15 protein-coding genes and 1 riboswitch are annotated in these 15,175 nt (G+C 55.9%); of the genes, 14 read left to right on the top strand and 1 reads right to left on the bottom strand.

The window, feature by feature from the left end; all coding sequences use genetic code 11:
• The first annotated feature begins 49 nt into the window (after nt 1-49).
• A complete protein-coding gene (locus tag KDN35_RS18995; RefSeq protein ID WP_171566139.1) occupies nt 50-664 on the top strand; it encodes an SCO family protein in 615 nt (204 codons plus the stop codon).
• A gap of 148 nt (nt 665-812) precedes the next feature.
• On the opposite strand, the gene KDN35_RS18990 is transcribed toward KDN35_RS18995, so the two are convergent.
• Nucleotides 813-1,136 (bottom strand): DUF3889 domain-containing protein, encoded by a 324-nt coding sequence (locus KDN35_RS18990; protein WP_171566140.1) that lies wholly within the window; start codon nt 1,134-1,136, stop codon nt 813-815.
• A 288-nt stretch (nt 1,137-1,424) separates the two neighbouring features.
• Here KDN35_RS18990 and rnjA point away from each other — a divergent pair, with 288 nt between their 5' ends.
• The 13 genes from rnjA (at nt 1,425) to KDN35_RS18925 (ending at nt 15,134) form a co-directional block, all read left to right on the top strand.
• Nucleotides 1,425-3,107, top strand: coding sequence for a ribonuclease J1 (rnjA, locus tag KDN35_RS18985; RefSeq protein ID WP_171566141.1), 1,683 nt, complete (start codon nt 1,425-1,427; stop codon nt 3,105-3,107).
• 104 nt (nt 3,108-3,211) lie between these two features.
• Nucleotides 3,212-3,643, top strand: a complete 432-nt coding sequence (locus KDN35_RS18980) for a BrxA/BrxB family bacilliredoxin (RefSeq protein WP_171566143.1) — start codon at nt 3,212-3,214, stop codon at nt 3,641-3,643.
• A gap of 177 nt (nt 3,644-3,820) precedes the next feature.
• Nucleotides 3,821-4,693 (top strand): aldo/keto reductase, encoded by an 873-nt coding sequence (locus tag KDN35_RS18975; RefSeq protein ID WP_171566144.1) that lies wholly within the window; start codon nt 3,821-3,823, stop codon nt 4,691-4,693.
• Nucleotides 4,694-4,831: 138 nt separating this feature from the next.
• Nucleotides 4,832-5,860, top strand: coding sequence for a methyltransferase (locus KDN35_RS18970; RefSeq protein WP_212133618.1), 1,029 nt, complete (start codon nt 4,832-4,834; stop codon nt 5,858-5,860).
• A gap of 233 nt (nt 5,861-6,093) precedes the next feature.
• Nucleotides 6,094-7,071, top strand: coding sequence for an LCP family protein (locus KDN35_RS18965; protein WP_171566146.1), 978 nt, complete (start codon nt 6,094-6,096; stop codon nt 7,069-7,071).
• Between the two features lie 130 nt (nt 7,072-7,201).
• Nucleotides 7,202-7,317, top strand: a riboswitch (SAM riboswitch).
• 81 nt (nt 7,318-7,398) lie between these two features.
• Nucleotides 7,399-8,412: a methionine ABC transporter ATP-binding protein gene (locus KDN35_RS18960; protein ID WP_212133617.1), complete on the top strand. Its 1,014-nt coding sequence runs from the start codon at nt 7,399-7,401 to the stop codon at nt 8,410-8,412.
• A gap of 1 nt (nt 8,413) precedes the next feature.
• Nucleotides 8,414-9,079 carry a methionine ABC transporter permease gene (locus KDN35_RS18955; protein ID WP_171566148.1) on the top strand — a complete coding sequence of 222 codons (666 nt, stop codon included), beginning with the start codon at nt 8,414-8,416 and terminating at the stop codon, nt 9,077-9,079.
• A gap of 49 nt (nt 9,080-9,128) precedes the next feature.
• The gene (locus KDN35_RS18950) at nt 9,129-9,968 is read left to right on the top strand and encodes a MetQ/NlpA family ABC transporter substrate-binding protein (RefSeq protein ID WP_212133616.1); all 840 of its coding nucleotides are present in this window, start codon (nt 9,129-9,131) and stop codon (nt 9,966-9,968) included.
• Between the two features lie 200 nt (nt 9,969-10,168).
• On the top strand, nt 10,169-11,794 hold the full coding sequence (locus KDN35_RS18945; RefSeq protein WP_171566150.1) for a peptide ABC transporter substrate-binding protein: 1,626 nt from the start codon (nt 10,169-10,171) through the stop codon (nt 11,792-11,794).
• 129 nt (nt 11,795-11,923) lie between these two features.
• Entirely contained in the window at nt 11,924-12,181 is a 258-nt protein-coding gene (locus KDN35_RS18940; RefSeq protein WP_171566151.1) for a hypothetical protein, read from the top strand.
• A gap of 67 nt (nt 12,182-12,248) precedes the next feature.
• The gene (locus tag KDN35_RS18935; RefSeq protein ID WP_249179204.1) at nt 12,249-12,671 is read left to right on the top strand and encodes a hypothetical protein; all 423 of its coding nucleotides are present in this window, start codon (nt 12,249-12,251) and stop codon (nt 12,669-12,671) included.
• Nucleotides 12,672-12,878: 207 nt separating this feature from the next.
• Nucleotides 12,879-14,519 (top strand): N-acetylmuramoyl-L-alanine amidase family protein, encoded by a 1,641-nt coding sequence (locus KDN35_RS18930; RefSeq protein WP_212133614.1) that lies wholly within the window; start codon nt 12,879-12,881, stop codon nt 14,517-14,519.
• 39 nt (nt 14,520-14,558) lie between these two features.
• Nucleotides 14,559-15,134: a GerMN domain-containing protein gene (locus KDN35_RS18925; RefSeq protein ID WP_171566155.1), complete on the top strand. Its 576-nt coding sequence runs from the start codon at nt 14,559-14,561 to the stop codon at nt 15,132-15,134.
• Nucleotides 15,135-15,175 lie beyond the last annotated feature (41 nt).

Raw genomic sequence — 15,175 nt, 5'->3', positions numbered from 1 at the left:
CGTGATCGCCGTTTGGCAACAGCGCGATCAGGAAGAGGAGGCACGTGATATGAGCGAAGGCAAAGTGTCGTTCTGGCAACGCTACTGGTTTGCCGTGCTGGCCGCCGTGCTGGGAATGCTCGTCGTCGGTGTATTCGGCTACCAGTACTGGCAAAAAAGTCAGATCCCCGTCATGAAGCAGATAAACGACTTTGCGCTGGATAACATCGACGGGTCCACATTTACCCTGTCCGGAACCAACGGCAAGGTTCGGCTGGTGGAGTTCATCTTTACCCACTGTCCGGATATCTGCCCGGCCACGACGTTTAACATGGCCAAGATGCAGGAACAGCTGAAGGCCAAAGGGCTGTTCAAAGACAAGGTGGCGTTTGTGACGATCACCTTTGACCCGGAGCGGGATACGCCGGACGTGCTCAAGGAGTACGCCGACAAGTTTGGTGCCGATCTGAGCGGCTGGTACTTCCTGCGCGGCGATCAAGCCACCGTGGAAAAAGTGACCAAGGACTTTGGCATCGCCGTGCTGAAACAGCCAGACGGTTCGTTTGCGCACACCGCCGTCATGTTCCTCGTCGACAAGGACGGCAACATGCGCCGCGTGTACGGGATGGCGTCCAAAATGGATATGGACAGCATGTTGAAAGACATTGAGCTGTTGGCTGATTAGTCAGCCATTCGGGAGTGCTTCTGCCGGAAATCAATATTCGACAAAACCCGCCCAAGCCGGACCTGACGTGTTCAGTCCCGGGGCGGGTTCATCTGTTTCATGGACGGTTCCATTCAAACATCACGGGTCTCTTCGTCACATTGGCTGTTCAGCCGGTCTCTTCCAAACGGATGGCGATGACCTTCTCCGTCTGCTTGTCAAACTCGATCCGCACGATAACGGCCCACATGCGTCTGCCCTCCCGGAGCAGCAGCTTGAACGTTTCTTCCCACGTAGCAGGCGTTTTGCTCGTCCGCCCGACATGCAGGTAGTCGACAATTTCCGCTTGCGGGTACGTTTTCATCGTGTGTTCGATCGCGAGCCGCCCCCATTTGGCGTAGGGAGGCTGCGCAGAGGCCGGCAGGGCGTGGAGGAGCAGCAGCACCGCCGCACATGCAGCTATCCAGCCCCGTCGGTGCAATCGGTCACGCATCAGGGCGCACCTGCCTCTCCGTAGTAAATGTCCGCAGAAAATATCGCTTGAGCGGTAGTGTGCCCGATTACCGGCATCATACTCGCTGCAGCCAGGACCACCAAAGATGATAGATAGACCCTGCGCCCTTGCGGCAGATGGCGGTTCATGAGGGCTCTTTTTTTGCTGCCGGATTCTTTTCATGATCCGGTTGCAGAATGCGGGAAAATGGCAAGACTGGATGAAACGAAGGCGATCCGATGTGATACAATAAAAGGTGGCATGCATTGGTCGGGTTTCCAATAACACATGCACGAAATCTATTGGGAGGAACGAGTATTGAGCGACGTAAAGATTTTCGCGATGGGCGGTCTCGGCGAAATCGGCAAAAACATGTACTGTGTCGAGTACGAAGACGAGATCATCATCATCGACTGCGGGGTCAAATTTCCCGAGAACGAGATGTTCGGCATTGACCTGGTCATCCCGGACATCACCTATCTGATCGAGAATCAGCATAAGATCAAGGCGCTGCTGTTGACGCACGGACACGAGGACCATATCGGTGCCATTCCGTATGTGTTGAAGCAGATCAAGGTGCCGATCTACGGCGGCCGCCTCACCCTGGGCCTGGTCAAGGCCAAGCTGGAAGAACACCGGATGCAGAACGAGGTAAAGCTGATCCCGATTTCGGAGGACACGGAGATTCCGTTCAAAAAGCTGAAAGCCACCTTTTTCCGCACCAACCACAGCATTCCCGATTCGTTCGGTATCGTTATCCACACGCCGGAGGGCATGGTTATTCACACGGGCGACTTCAAGTTTGACCTGACGCCCGTCGGCCCCACTACGGAGTTCGGCAAAATCGCACGGATCGGCAGCAGCGGCGACGTGCTGGCACTGCTGTCGGACAGCACCAACAGCGAACGGTACGGATTTACCATGTCGGAGCGCACGGTGGGCGAAGGCATTCTCGACGTGGTGAAAAAGGCGCGCGGCCGGATTATCCTGGCCACATTCGCGTCAAACGTGCACCGTCTGCAGCAGGTGGTGGACGCGGCCATGGAGTGCGACCGGAAAGTGGCGGTCATCGGCCGCAGCATGGAAAAAGTGTTTCAGATCGGACAAGAACTGGGTTACATCCAGATGCCGGAGGGCATGCTGATTGACGTCAAGCACATCGACAACTACGCGGACAACCAGGTGTTGATCATCTGCACGGGCAGCCAGGGCGAGCCGATGGCAGCACTGACCCGCATCGCCTCCGGGTCCCACCGCTCGGTGCAGATTTATCCCGAGGACACGGTGATCATCTCCGCTTCGCCGATCCCGGGCAACACGGTAAACGTCAGCCGGACGATTGACAAGCTGTACCGGGCGGGAGCCAACGTGGTGCTGAGCCACGTATTTGACATCCACGCGTCCGGCCACGGCAGCAGCGAGGAACTGAAGCTGATGCTTAACTTTATCCGCCCCCGCTACTTTGTGCCGATCCACGGCGAGTACCGCATGCTGAAAATGCACGCCAGACTGGCGCAGCAGGTGGGCATCGAGGAGAGCAACATCTTCATCATGGACAACGGCGACGTGCTCAACTGCACGCGGGAAAAAGCGTGGCTGAGCAAAGTGCCCGCCGGAATTGTCCTGATCGACGGCAGCGGCGTGGGCGACGTCGGCAACATCGTGCTGCGCGACCGCAAGCACCTGGCGGAAGACGGCCTGATGGTGGTCGTGGTAAGCCTGGACATGAAAAACTTCAAGATCCTGACCGGCCCGGACATCGTCAGCCGCGGCTTTGTCTACGTGCGCGGATCGGAATCGCTGATCCAGGAGGCCACTGTGCTCGTCCGCCAGAAGCTGCAGGAGGCGCTGGACAAGAAGATCAAGGAATGGTCCGAGCTGAAGTCGCAGATCAACGAAGTGATCAAGCCGTTCATTTATGAAAAAACCGGCCGCAATCCGATGATTTTGACCATCCTGATGGAAGTGTAGGCGCGGCCAAACCGGTGAAAGTGTCGGAACCCATTCTCCAATGGGCTTTCACGGGATATAATTGATAACGAGCAAATGTACCGGAAAAAAGGAGAGAATGCCCCATGATGTCCTACGAGGCATACATGAATCAAGTGATTCAACCGATGCGCGACGAGCTGACCCGCGTCGGCTTTACCGAGCTGCGCACGGCGGAGGAAGTGGAAAAAACGCTGCCGAACCTGAAAGGCACCGCACTGATTGTGGTCAACTCCGTCTGCGGCTGCGCGGCCGGTCTGGCCCGTCCGGCCGTGGCTCACTCGCTCAACCATCCGAAAAAGCCGGATCACCTCTACACCGTCTTCGCCGGTCAGGACAAAGAGGCGACCGCCAAGGCGCGTGAGTACTTTGAAGGCTATCCGCCGTCGTCGCCGTCGTTTGCCCTGATGAAGGACGGCAAACTGGTGACGATGATCGAGCGCCATCAGATCGAAAACAACGACCTGGTGACCATTTCCAAGCTGTTGACCGACGCGTACGATAAATATTGCGACTAACATCGAACATGAGGCAAGACGCTCCGCTGCGGGCGTCTTGTTCTGCGTGGTTGTAAAAACGAATTGCCACAGCCCGGCACCCCCATGGACCCGCCGCCAGGCTGCTTGCAAGCCGCTGCGGTGGGATGCGGTTCGCGGGGGAACACCCGGGCGCATGTTGCGAAAGGATGACCAAGCATGATTACCCGTTCATTTGGACGAGACCCTCATCAGGTCTCCCTGCTGGGCTTTGGCGCCCAGCGCATTGTGGATGAACACGGCTGCAGCGAGGAAAATGCGATTGCCATTGTCCGCCGCGCCGTGGAATTAGGCGTCAACTACTTTGATACGGCGCCCAGTTACAGCGACGGCCAGTCGGAGACGCGGCTGGGCAAGGGACTGAAAGGGCTGCGCGACAAGGTGTGGATCGCCACCAAAACCGGCGGTCGGACGCGTGATTTGGCCTGGCGCGATCTGGAAGCCAGCTTGAAGCGGCTCCAGACCGATTACGTCGACGAGTGGCGGGTGCACAACGTCATGCAGCCGCACGACTTTGAAGCCATTTTTGCCAAGGGCGGCGCCCTGGAAGCACTCGTCGAGGCTCGGGAACAGGGGCTGGTGCGCAAGCTGAGCATCAGCGGCCATACCGATCCCCGTTTGCTGGCGGAAGCCATTCGCCGCTTCCCGTTTGACAGCGCACTGGTCGCCCTGTCGGCGCTGGATCACTTTATCTACAGCTTTGCCCACGAATTCGTTCCGCTGGCGGTGGAAAAAGGCGTGGCTGTCATCGGGATGAAGGTGATGGCGCTGGGCCAACTGGCGCCGTGGACGGAACAGGCTCTGCGCTACACCTGGAGTCTGCCCGTGTCCACCGCGATCCTCGGGGTCAGCAAGATGAGCGAACTGGAGGCGGATGTGGAGGCGGCAAACCGCTTTGTCCCAATGACCGACATCGAGCGGGTCGCCTTTTTCCAGGAGATCATTTCGCTCGTCCGTCCCGACGTGCTGCGCTGGAAGGCAAGCGAATGGATGTCCGGCGAGTGGTACCAGCTGCCGGAGCTGAAGTTTTAACTGTGGAGATAACCGCGGAGACAAACGCTCTTTTCCAAAATGGAAAAGAGCGTTATTATTTGAATGAACTGGAATTTTATTGTACGTGCCTGAATACCCTTGGCAGTGAGACAAAATCCATAGAGCGGGGGAGACAGGATGCAAAACGAGAAGAAGTCACAGTTACAACAGGCGTTAGCCGATCGGGTCATGGAATGGATCACCGGGGGATGGGTGCAGCAGGCCATCTATGTTGCCGCCAAGCTGGGAATTGCTGATCTGCTGGCGGATGGGCCGAAGAACGTCGGCGAGCTTGCCGAGGCGACCGAGACGCATGCCCCGTCGCTCCATCGCATTTTGAGGGCGCTGTGCGGCATCGGGCTGTTTCGGGAGGAAGGTGAGCAGCGGTTTGCACTGGGGCCGCTCGGTTCGTATCTGCAGTCAGGAGCGAACAGCCTGCGCGGCATGGCGATCATGATGGGGGAAAAATGGCATCGGGACGCGTGGAGCAACATCATGTATACGGTGAAAACGGGCAAATCGGCATTTCAGGACGTGCACGGCATGGGCGTTTTTGCGTACCTGGAGCGTCATCCCGATGCGGGTGAGCAGTTCAACCAGGCCATGTCGGACATGTCCAACCGGATGGCGTCGGCGCTGGTGCGGGCGTACGACTTTTCCCCATATGACAAGGTGATCGACGTGGGAGGCGGTCACGGCCGATTAATGACCGCCATCCTGAATGCTTATCCGGGGCTGAAAGGGGCGATCTATGACGTTCCCGCCGTAATTGAGGGCACCCGGCGGCACATTGCCGAGGCCGGGCTTGCGGATCGGTGCGCGTGTATCGGCGGCAGCTTTTTTGAATCGGTTCCGGCAGGCGGCGATCTGTACATGATGAAGAACATTATCCACGACTGGAACGACGAGGAAGCCGTTGCCATTTTCCGCAACTGCCGACGGGCCATCCGGGAAGACGGAAAGCTCCTGGTGATCGAGATGGTCGTTCCGGCCAATAATCAACCGCATCCGTCCATGTTGATTGATCTGGAAATGATGATCATGGCTACGGGAAAGGAACGGACCGAGGCGGAGTTCCGGACGCTTTTCCGGAGAGCGGGCTTTGAACTGCAGCGGATCATTCCGACGTCTGCAGCCGTCTCAATGCTGGAGGCTGTCCCTGTGTGACAGGATGGCCCAGTCAATCTGTTTAACAATAGCATAGCCCAATGTTTGTGATGACACCTCATCCGCGTGTAGCAGGGAGGTGTCATTTTTTATTCAAGCATCGCCAGGTCACATGCGCACCTACATAACAAGATTCCAGCCAAATATAGGGTGCCCGCCTTCGACCGGATTCGAGTATACTAGACAAAGTGGGGAGTATATTATCTGAAAGAGACAAAGGTGGCGTTTTCCATATGCGCTTTTTGAAACGAATGCTGCTCCTCCTGATCGTGGCAGTTGCTGCGGCAGGGGGGTACTACGGATATTCGCTGTATCAATTTGCCGAGGACATTCAACAGCCAAACGTAATCGACCATCCCGCCGGCGGCGCGACCAAGGCGGCGGAGATTCCCACGTGGGACGGCAAGGAGCGCGTCAACATCCTGTTGATGGGCGTTGACCGGCGCGGCATGCGCAGCAACGCGCTGCCCCGTTCCGATTCGATGATGCTGCTCAGCATTGATCCGGTTGCGAAACGATATGATTTGTTTTCGATTTTGCGCGATACCTACGTAGAGATTCCCGACCACGGACATGCGCGAATCAATGCGGCAATTGTCGAAGGCGGGCCGGAATTGGCGATGGAAACCGTGAGCCAGTTTACCGGGCTGCCGGTGAACCGGTATGTGATCACCGACTTCGAGGGCTTCAAGCATCTGATTGACGCTGTCGGCGGCGTGGAGCTGTACGTGGAGAAAAACATGCGGTACCGCGACCCTACGGACAAGGGCATGTACGATATTGATCTGAAAAAAGGGCTGCAGCGGCTTGACGGCTCCAAGGCGCTGCAATACGTCCGCTTCCGTCACGACGCGACGTCCGACTACACGCGGACGGAGCGGCAGCGGAAGCTGATGGCCGCGCTGGCCGACCAGATGAAGAGCGGCACCACGCTGATCCAACTGCCGTCCATTTTGAAAGAAATTACCCCGTACGTGCAGACCAACATCAGCTCTCTGGACATGTTGAAGCTGGCCTCGCTCGGATTGACGCTGAACACCGAACAGCCCGGTCAGTATCAGCTTCCGCCAATGGGGATGTTCAGCGAATCCAATCGCGCCGGTGCTGTCCTTATTCCTGATGTGGAACGTGTTCAGGCTTTTGTTCAGGAAAAACTGCAAGCCCAACCGGAAGCCAATTCCGCGGGGGAAACGGACGGGAAGCAGAGCTGAGGCTCTCTTCAAGCGGGCAGATCGCCCTGCACTTTTCCTTTAATTTTCCATTGACATCGTTTTTTTAAATGGAATATAATCCGATTTGTATCAACGAAAATACAAACAAACAGCATATACGGAGAAATTCTTCTTATCAAGAGAGGCGGAGGGACAGGCCCAATGAAGCCCGGCAACCGGCTCATCGCACAGATGGGTGTCGCGGTGCCAATTCCTACAAGATCGGAGAATCTTGAGAGATGAGAAGGGTGGATGTGATCGGATATCGATGCAAACCCCTTTTTCATGCTGAAAAAGGGGTTTGTTCCGTATAGGGAGGTGAACCGGATGATTCGCTTGCAAAACTTGCGCAAAAACTACACGGTACAGGGCAAGACGGTCCCCGCACTAATGGGGATTGACCTGACCATAGAAAAAGGAGAAATCTTCGGCATCATCGGACATTCCGGTGCCGGGAAAAGTACACTGATTCGCTGCATCAACATGCTGGAGCGTCCGACATCCGGTCACGTAATCGTAGACGGCGTCGACCTGACTACACTGGATGACCGCAAGCTGCAGGAGCAGCGGCGCCAAATCGGCATGATCTTTCAGCACTTCAATCTGCTCTCTTCGGCCACGGTGGCGGAGAACGTGGCCTTTCCGCTGAAGCTGGCCAAGCGGCCCAAGGCGGAGATTGACAAAAAGGTAAACGAACTGCTCACACTGGTCGGCCTGGAAGCACACCGCGACAAGTATCCGAGCCAGCTCTCCGGCGGGCAGAAGCAGCGTGTCGGGATCGCCCGCGCGTTGGCCAGCGATCCGAAAGTATTGCTGTGTGACGAGGCGACGTCCGCGCTCGACCCGCAGACGACCAATTCGATCCTCGCCCTGCTGCTCGACATCAATCGCAAGCTGGGCCTGACCATCGTCCTGATTACGCACGAGATGCACGTCATCCGCTCCATCTGCGACCGTGTCGGCGTTATCGACGGAGGTGTCATCGTCGAGGAAGGCAAGGTGCTGGACGTGTTCCTCAAACCGCAGCATCCGACGACGCGGGAGTTCGTGGAGCAGGTGGCCGATTCCGCCGAGCTGCGGGAAGTGGTGGCTCACGAAAAGGCGGCCGGCGACCAGACGATTGTGCGCATCACGTTCCTGGGCGAAAAGACGTACCAGCCGATCCTGTTCCAGACCATGCAGGAGACCGGCACGATGTTCAGCATCCTGCAGGGTACGATTTCGCGGATGAAAGATACACCTTACGGCCAGCTGGTCGTCGAATTGAGCGGCAATCCGGAGCAGAACAGCCGCGCGATCGAAACCCTGCGCCAGCGCGGTCTTGAAGTGGAGGTGATGTAACATGGGACTGACGTTTGAAAACGTCGATGTGGCGGAAATCGGCAAGGCCACATTGGATACACTGACGATGCTGGGCTTTTCGACGCTGTTTACCGTCCTGATCGGACTGCCGCTGGGCGTCCTGCTGTTTCTCACCTCCAAGGGACAGCTTTTGGAAAACCGCGTCTTTTACACGATTGCTTCCTTTGTCGTAAACGTGCTGCGTTCGGTGCCGTTTATCATCCTGATGATCATGTTGATTCCGCTGACGAAAATCCTGGTCGGCACCTCGCTGGGGGTCAAGGGAGCGATTCCGCCGTTGGTGATCGGGGCGGCTCCGTTTTTCGCCAGACTGGTGGAGACGTCGCTTCGGGAAGTGGACCGCGGTGTGATCGAAGCGGCCCAGTCGATGGGAGCGTCCAAGTGGCAGATTATTTGGAACGTGCTGCTGCCTGAATCCCGTCCGGGGTTGATTGCCGGCATTACGATTACCACCGTGGCGCTTGTTTCCTACACGGCGATGTCTGGCGTGATCGGCGGCGGCGGACTGGGCGACCTGGCCATCCGCTACGGTTACCAGCGGTTCCAGACCGATGTGATGATTGTTACTGTCGTGATTTTGCTGGTGTTGGTTCAGATCTTGCAAACGCTGGGAGACAAATTGGTAATCCGTTTCAGCCGCAAGTAAGATCTTTACCATAAAGACAACAATATGAAAGAGAAAGGGGTAATCATCTGTGAAAAAATGGGCTGTTTCCATTCTGTCGACTGTACTGGCACTGTCTCTGGCGGCATGCGGCACGAAAACCGAAACCGCTCCGAATGCGTCTGGCGGTTCGGACGGGGGCGAACAAAAAGAAATCACCCTGAAAGTGGGCGCTACGCCTGTACCTCATGCTGAAATTCTGAAATTCATCCAGCCGAAACTGAAAGAACAGGGCATTAACCTGGAAGTTAAGGAATTTACCGACTATGTACAGCCAAACGTGCAGTTGAACGAACAACAGTTGGACGCCAACTTCTACCAGCACATTCCGTACCTGGAGCAGTTCAATAAAGACCAAAACATGAACCTGGTGCCGGTGGTGGCAGTGCACATCGAGCCGTTTGGTGCTTACTCCAAGAAAATCAAAAAGATTGACGAACTGGCCGACGGTGCAACCATCGCTCTGCCGAACGACCCGACCAACAACGGCCGTGCGCTGGCCCTGCTGGAGAAAAACGGCCTGATCAAGCTGAAAGACGGTGTTGGCATCAAAGGCACCGTAAAAGATATCGTCGAAAACAAGAAAAACCTGCAGTTCAAAGAAGTAGAAGCAGCCATGCTGCCGCGCGTTCTGGAAGAAGTGGATCTGGCGATGATCAATACCAACTACGCGCTGGAAGCCAAACTGGTGCCGACCGAAGACGCACTGATCATTGAAGACAAGGACTCTCCGTACGCCAACTATCTGGTAGCACGTCCGGATAACAAGGACTCCGAGGCCATCCAAAAGCTGGCGAAAGAGCTGAACTCGCCGGATGTGAAAAAGTTCATCGAGGATACGTATAAAGGAGCGGTTGTGCCGGCATTCTAAGGCCGTCCCTCCTCTGACGCCCGAATCGGCTGATTCGGGCGTTTTTTATGTTTGCCGTCCACTTTTGCATGAATGTTTATCATTCCAACGAATTTTTTTATAAATAAATAAAATTTTATTAAATCAACGTAAAACTTGTTTAAAAACAACATATATAGAGGTATATTTGAGGAAAGATTTAGACAAGGGGGATAAGTGGCATGAAAAAGAATATTTTTATTGCGATGAGTTCACTCCTCGTGCTCGGTGCCGCTCTCGCAGGGTGTGGAGGCAATTCCGACAACCCAAGCCAGGGGTCCCAGGCAGAGGAAGCGAAGAAAACCGGCTCGCAGGTGCTGAGGTTGAACCTGCACTCCGAACCGCCTACGGCTGACCCGGGTCTTTCCGAAGATACAACCTCTTCGGCCATTATTCGGGCAACATTTGACGGGCTTACCCGGATCGGCGCGGACGGTCAGCCGCACGAGTCCGTGGCGGAAAAAATCGACGTATCGGCTGACGGCCTCACGTACACCTTCCATCTGCGCGACTCCAAGTGGAGCAACGGCGATCCGGTGACCGCGCACGACTTCGAGTTTGCCTGGAAGCGCGCGCTCGACCCGAAGACCGGAGCAGCCTACGCGTATCAGCTGTACTACATCAAGAACGGAGAGGCGTACAACAAGAACAAGGCGAAAGCGGAGGACGTCGGCGTCAAGGCGCTGGACGAAAAGACGCTGGAAGTAAAGCTGGAAAGGCCGACGCCTTTCTTCAAGGAACTGACGGCGTTCCCGACCTATTTCCCGGTCAACAAGAAGCTGGTTGAATCCAACCCGAACTGGGCGATGCAGGCGAGCACCCACGTGGGGAACGGTCCGTTCAAGATGGCGGAATGGGAGCACAAGAACAAGCTGGTGCTCGTGAAAAATGAAAATTACTGGGATAAAGACGTGGTAAAAATGGACAAAATCGAGTTCTCCATGGTAGATGACGAGAACACCGAACTGTCCATGTTTGAACGCGACGAGCTCGACTGGGCCGGCGCGCCGATAAGTGCACTGCCGACGGACGCCATCCCGATGTTGAAAGAATCCGGGAAGATGCACAACAAGACCATCGCAGGTGTCTACTGGTATAAGTTCAATACAGAGCAACCTCCGTTTAATAATGCAAAAATCCGTAAAGCATTTGCTTACGCGATTGACCGTCAATCCCTGATCGACAACGTATTGCAGGCCGGTCAACTTCCGGCGATGGGGGCTGTACCGCCGACCATGGCGCTGAACAAGGACGGCTACTTCAAGGACAACGACGTGGAGACTGCCAAGAAGCTGCTGGCAGAAGGCATGAAGGAGCTGGGCATCACCAAGCTGCCGACGGTCACCCTCTCCTACAACACGACAGAAGGGCACCAAAAAATCGCCCAGGCGATCCAGGATCAATGGAAAAAAGCGTTGGGCGTCGATGTAAGGTTGGAAAACAAGGAGTGGAAGGTGTACATCGAAGACCTGCACCAAGGCAAATTCCAAATCGGCCGCCAGGGCTGGCTGGGTGATTTCAACGACCCGATCAACTTCCTGGAGTTGTTTAAGGAAAAAATGGGCGGCAACAACGACACCCGTTGGGAACATCCCAAGTTCAAGGAGCTGCTGGATCAGGCCAGCATGGAAAATGATACGGAGAAGCGCAAGCAGATTCTGGCCGAGGCCGAGTCCATCTTCATGGACGAAATGCCCGTCATCCCGATCTACTACTACACCCACTCCTGGGTGCAAAAGGAGAACCTCAAAGGGGTTGTCATCAGCGATCTTGGCAACGTCGACTGGAAATGGGCTTCCTTTGAATAAGGGCAAAACCGAGAAGCACATGCGTGTGCTTCTCTTCTTTTTTTCATCCGACAGGGACAATCGACCAATCCCCCGAGCCTCTTTGGTCATAGAGTAACAAGGAATAAACCGTACCAAGGGGGAGAAGCCGTGGATCTTGGAAAGCTGCTGAACCTGGTCAGGTCCATACCGAAAGATAAGCTGAAGACAGACGCAGGGCTGAAGGAAGTGATGCGCGATCTGGGCAGAAAGTTCGGGAAGTCGTTTACCGAGCAGGAATTGGATCAGTACGTGGCACAGTTTCGGCGGATGGCTCGAACGGAGGACGTCAACAGCCTGATGAACAAGCTGGCCCAAAAGGGTGTAAAGCTGGGCGATTTAAACAACATCAAGAAGCGAATGAAATAGCGGGGGAGGTGAGACTATCGCTCAGAAGACGAAAGGCAAGAAAAAAACCACCGTCTCCCTCGCGCAATTGCTTGAGAAAATGAACCAGTTGGCCGATGCTCAATACACCAGCAAAGAACAGATCATCAGCGAAATGGACCAGGTGCGGAGTGAACTGCAGGAGATGAAGGAGACGCTCAACCGCTTGAAGGTACAGCCGGTCCCTCGCAGGCGGGGGTCGATTTTTGGCCGGCGGCGGAGGGCTCCGGTCCAAGTGGAGCCGGAGAAACCCAAGCTCTCCTTGGAAGACCTGCTGCCCTTGCTTCCTCATTTGAGCAGTGCGTTTCCCCAATTGAAAAATCCCAAGGTGGCGGAGTCGATCAAGGTGCTTTCCAACCCGGCCGTGATCGCCATGATTCAGCAGTTCCTGGCAAACTCAGGTTTGACAGGCAAATCCGTCACCCAGGCCAGCCGGAAGGAAAGACGTTTTCTGGGCTGGGGCAAACGTTGAGGCGTTCTCTTCCAAGGAAGCGCCTCTTTTTTGTCAACTAATAATTACTGGAAAATACGTGACATAAATCGACGTATTTTATCTTTTTTCGACTGAATTTGGTCCAAAACTCCTACAAACTTTGCCGCCTTTGTTGCGTCTAATACTATGGCGCATCCCGCTCGGTAGTTTATGCCAAAACAAGAAATACCAACGGAGGAGGTCAGGATGAAGAGACGATCGTTACTATTTTTTGTTCTGCTGGTCCTGCTGCTCATCCCCGGGTGGGCTGCGGCAGCTGGCAGCGCCAAGGAAGAACCGGTGAACCTGATGATCGATGGACAAGCTGTCAAGCCTGACGTGCCGCCGCTTATCCAAAACGGCCGCACGCTGGTGCCGATCCGTGTGATCGCCGAAGGCTTGGGCGCCGATGTGAAGTGGGATGAGGCCGCGCGGACAGCCACCATCAAGCGCGGCGTACATAATCTGGTGCTCACGCTTGATTCCACGGCAGCCAAGGTCAACGGGAAACAGGTGAAGCTGGACACTCCGCCGGTCGTGCGCCAGCAGCGGATGCTTTTGCCGATCCGGTTTGTCGCTGAATCGCTCGGTGTCACGGTGGGATGGAACGCGTCCACCCGCACGGTAATCGCCAACGAGACGCCAGCCGTGCTGATCAACGGCAAAAGTCCGTCCAAGTCGCTGGACTTCTACCGGATGGGCGACTCGCTGTACGTCTCCGCACAGGCGGTGGCCGAACAAGTGGGATGGAAGGATTTCGACTGGAAGCACCCGGCTGAGGCCATCACCATCGACGATCAGCAGGTCGTGCCCCTGGATCGGTTGGAAGAGGAATTGGGCGGCCGCATGACGTGGGACAAACGGGACAACCGCGTCGAGATTAAACGGCTCAGCCGCTTTACCGGTGTTGCTGCAGAAGGGGACAGCGTCTGGATCGACACCACGCTGCCAGTAACCCCTGAAACGTTCGTCCTGGAGGGACCGCACCGCATCGTGCTGGATCTGCCGCAGACCGAGCTGGACGACGACCTGGTGGCCAAACTGGGCAGCCAGAAGGCCGACGAGGTCGAAGAGACAGATGGGCAGAATCAGCCGGATCAAACGGAAGAGGCGAATCAGATGTCGCCGTCGGACAAGCCTGAAGACGACACGTTGATTGCCAATATCCGCTACAGCCAGTACAGTTCTTCGCCAAAGACGGTTCGGGTCGTCATTGAGCTGAACCAGAAGAGTCAGTATAATTTGGAGTATACCAACGACGGGATTGCCGTCAAACTGGCGCCTGCTGCGACTGCTCCCGGCAAGACAGGCTTTTTGATTGTCGTCGACGCGGGGCACGGGGGCCACGACAATGGGGCCAGCGGCACAGCCGGAAATGTGGAAAAAGACTTTACCCTGGCCGTGTCAAAAAAACTGGCGGCAGAGTTGAAGCAGTACCCCGAGTTTCAGGTGGAGATGACGCGCACCACAGACGTCTATCTGACCCTGGCAGAGCGCGTGGAGTTCGCCAACAGCCGCAATGCGGATTTGTTCATCTCGATTCACGCCAACTCGTTCACGAAGCCGACCGCAGGGGGAACCGAGACGTTCTACTACAACGCCAACAGCGAGGCCCTTGCCCGGATTGTGCACCGCCACCTGCAGGGGGCGACGAAATTTGCCGACCGTGGCGTGAAGCAAACGGCGTTTTACGTCATTAAAAACACGAAAATGCCGGCCGTGCTGACGGAGACGGGCTTCCTCTCCAATCCGACGGAAAACGCCCAACTCACGTCGCCGGCGTTTCAGGACAAAGTAGCCAAAGCGCTTGCCGCCGCCATTCGCGAGTACTATCTCACGTACCGGTAAGCGGCAAGTCAGGCGACATGACCAGAAGGGGGGTTCCCGATGAAACGACGCAGTTTGATCGGACTCGCTGCTGCTCTCGTGCTGCTTATGGCAGGATGCGGACAGGGGGCGAAGCCCGAGCCGCAGCCATCCGGCCAGCAGACGGGCGCACCTGCGCAGCAACAGCAGGCTGAACAGCCGGGGCAACCTCAGGCTGAACAGCCGGAGCAGCCGCAGCTCACCAAGCAGACAATCGCCGTATACTACACGGACGACAACCTGACGGACCTGAAAAAGGAAGAGCAGGAGATCGCGTATGCCGATGACCTCGACAAGTACAAAAAAGCGATCGCCCTGTTGGAAAAACCGAAGCAGGCGGGACACAGCCCGCTGTGGAAGGATTTCCGTTATCACTCTGTCACGTTTGACAAAGGCACACTGACCATTGACGCTGACAGCAAGAATGTGTACAACCTCGGTTCCAGCGGCGAAGCCTTGGCCATTGATGCGTTGAAGCAGACGCTCTTCCAGTTCGACGAAGTGAAGCAAATCGTGATTCTGGAAGACGGCAAGCCGACCGAGTCCCTGATGGGGCACGTTGACATCACGGAACCGTTGACAAGAGACAGCCAATAATGAAAAACGACATGTCCAATATCGGACATGTCGTTTTTTTG

It is taken from the genome of Brevibacillus sp. NL20B1 (assembly GCF_018195675.1).
Lineage (GTDB): Bacteria > Bacillota > Bacilli > Brevibacillales > Brevibacillaceae > Brevibacillus > Brevibacillus aydinogluensis.
The sequence above is the reverse complement of the archived record's forward strand: the minus strand, read 5'-3'. Positions and strand labels throughout refer to the sequence as shown.

What these genes read in the sequence shown, in the direction of transcription:
- KDN35_RS18995 (WP_171566139.1), top strand. Translation starts at nt 50, where the DNA reads ATGAGCGAAGGCAAAGTGTCGTTCTGGCAACGCTACTGGTTTGCCGTG.
- KDN35_RS18990 (WP_171566140.1), bottom strand. Translation starts at nt 1,136, where the DNA reads ATGCGTGACCGATTGCACCGACGGGGCTGGATAGCTGCATGTGCGGCG.
- rnjA (WP_171566141.1), top strand. Translation starts at nt 1,425, where the DNA reads ATGCACGAAATCTATTGGGAGGAACGAGTATTGAGCGACGTAAAGATT.
- KDN35_RS18980 (WP_171566143.1), top strand. Translation starts at nt 3,212, where the DNA reads ATGATGTCCTACGAGGCATACATGAATCAAGTGATTCAACCGATGCGC.
- KDN35_RS18975 (WP_171566144.1), top strand. Translation starts at nt 3,821, where the DNA reads ATGATTACCCGTTCATTTGGACGAGACCCTCATCAGGTCTCCCTGCTG.
- KDN35_RS18970 (WP_212133618.1), top strand. Translation starts at nt 4,832, where the DNA reads ATGCAAAACGAGAAGAAGTCACAGTTACAACAGGCGTTAGCCGATCGG.
- KDN35_RS18965 (WP_171566146.1), top strand. Translation starts at nt 6,094, where the DNA reads ATGCGCTTTTTGAAACGAATGCTGCTCCTCCTGATCGTGGCAGTTGCT.
- KDN35_RS18960 (WP_212133617.1), top strand. Translation starts at nt 7,399, where the DNA reads ATGATTCGCTTGCAAAACTTGCGCAAAAACTACACGGTACAGGGCAAG.
- KDN35_RS18955 (WP_171566148.1), top strand. Translation starts at nt 8,414, where the DNA reads ATGGGACTGACGTTTGAAAACGTCGATGTGGCGGAAATCGGCAAGGCC.
- KDN35_RS18945 (WP_171566150.1), top strand. Translation starts at nt 10,169, where the DNA reads ATGAAAAAGAATATTTTTATTGCGATGAGTTCACTCCTCGTGCTCGGT.
- KDN35_RS18930 (WP_212133614.1), top strand. Translation starts at nt 12,879, where the DNA reads ATGAAGAGACGATCGTTACTATTTTTTGTTCTGCTGGTCCTGCTGCTC.
- KDN35_RS18925 (WP_171566155.1), top strand. Translation starts at nt 14,559, where the DNA reads ATGAAACGACGCAGTTTGATCGGACTCGCTGCTGCTCTCGTGCTGCTT.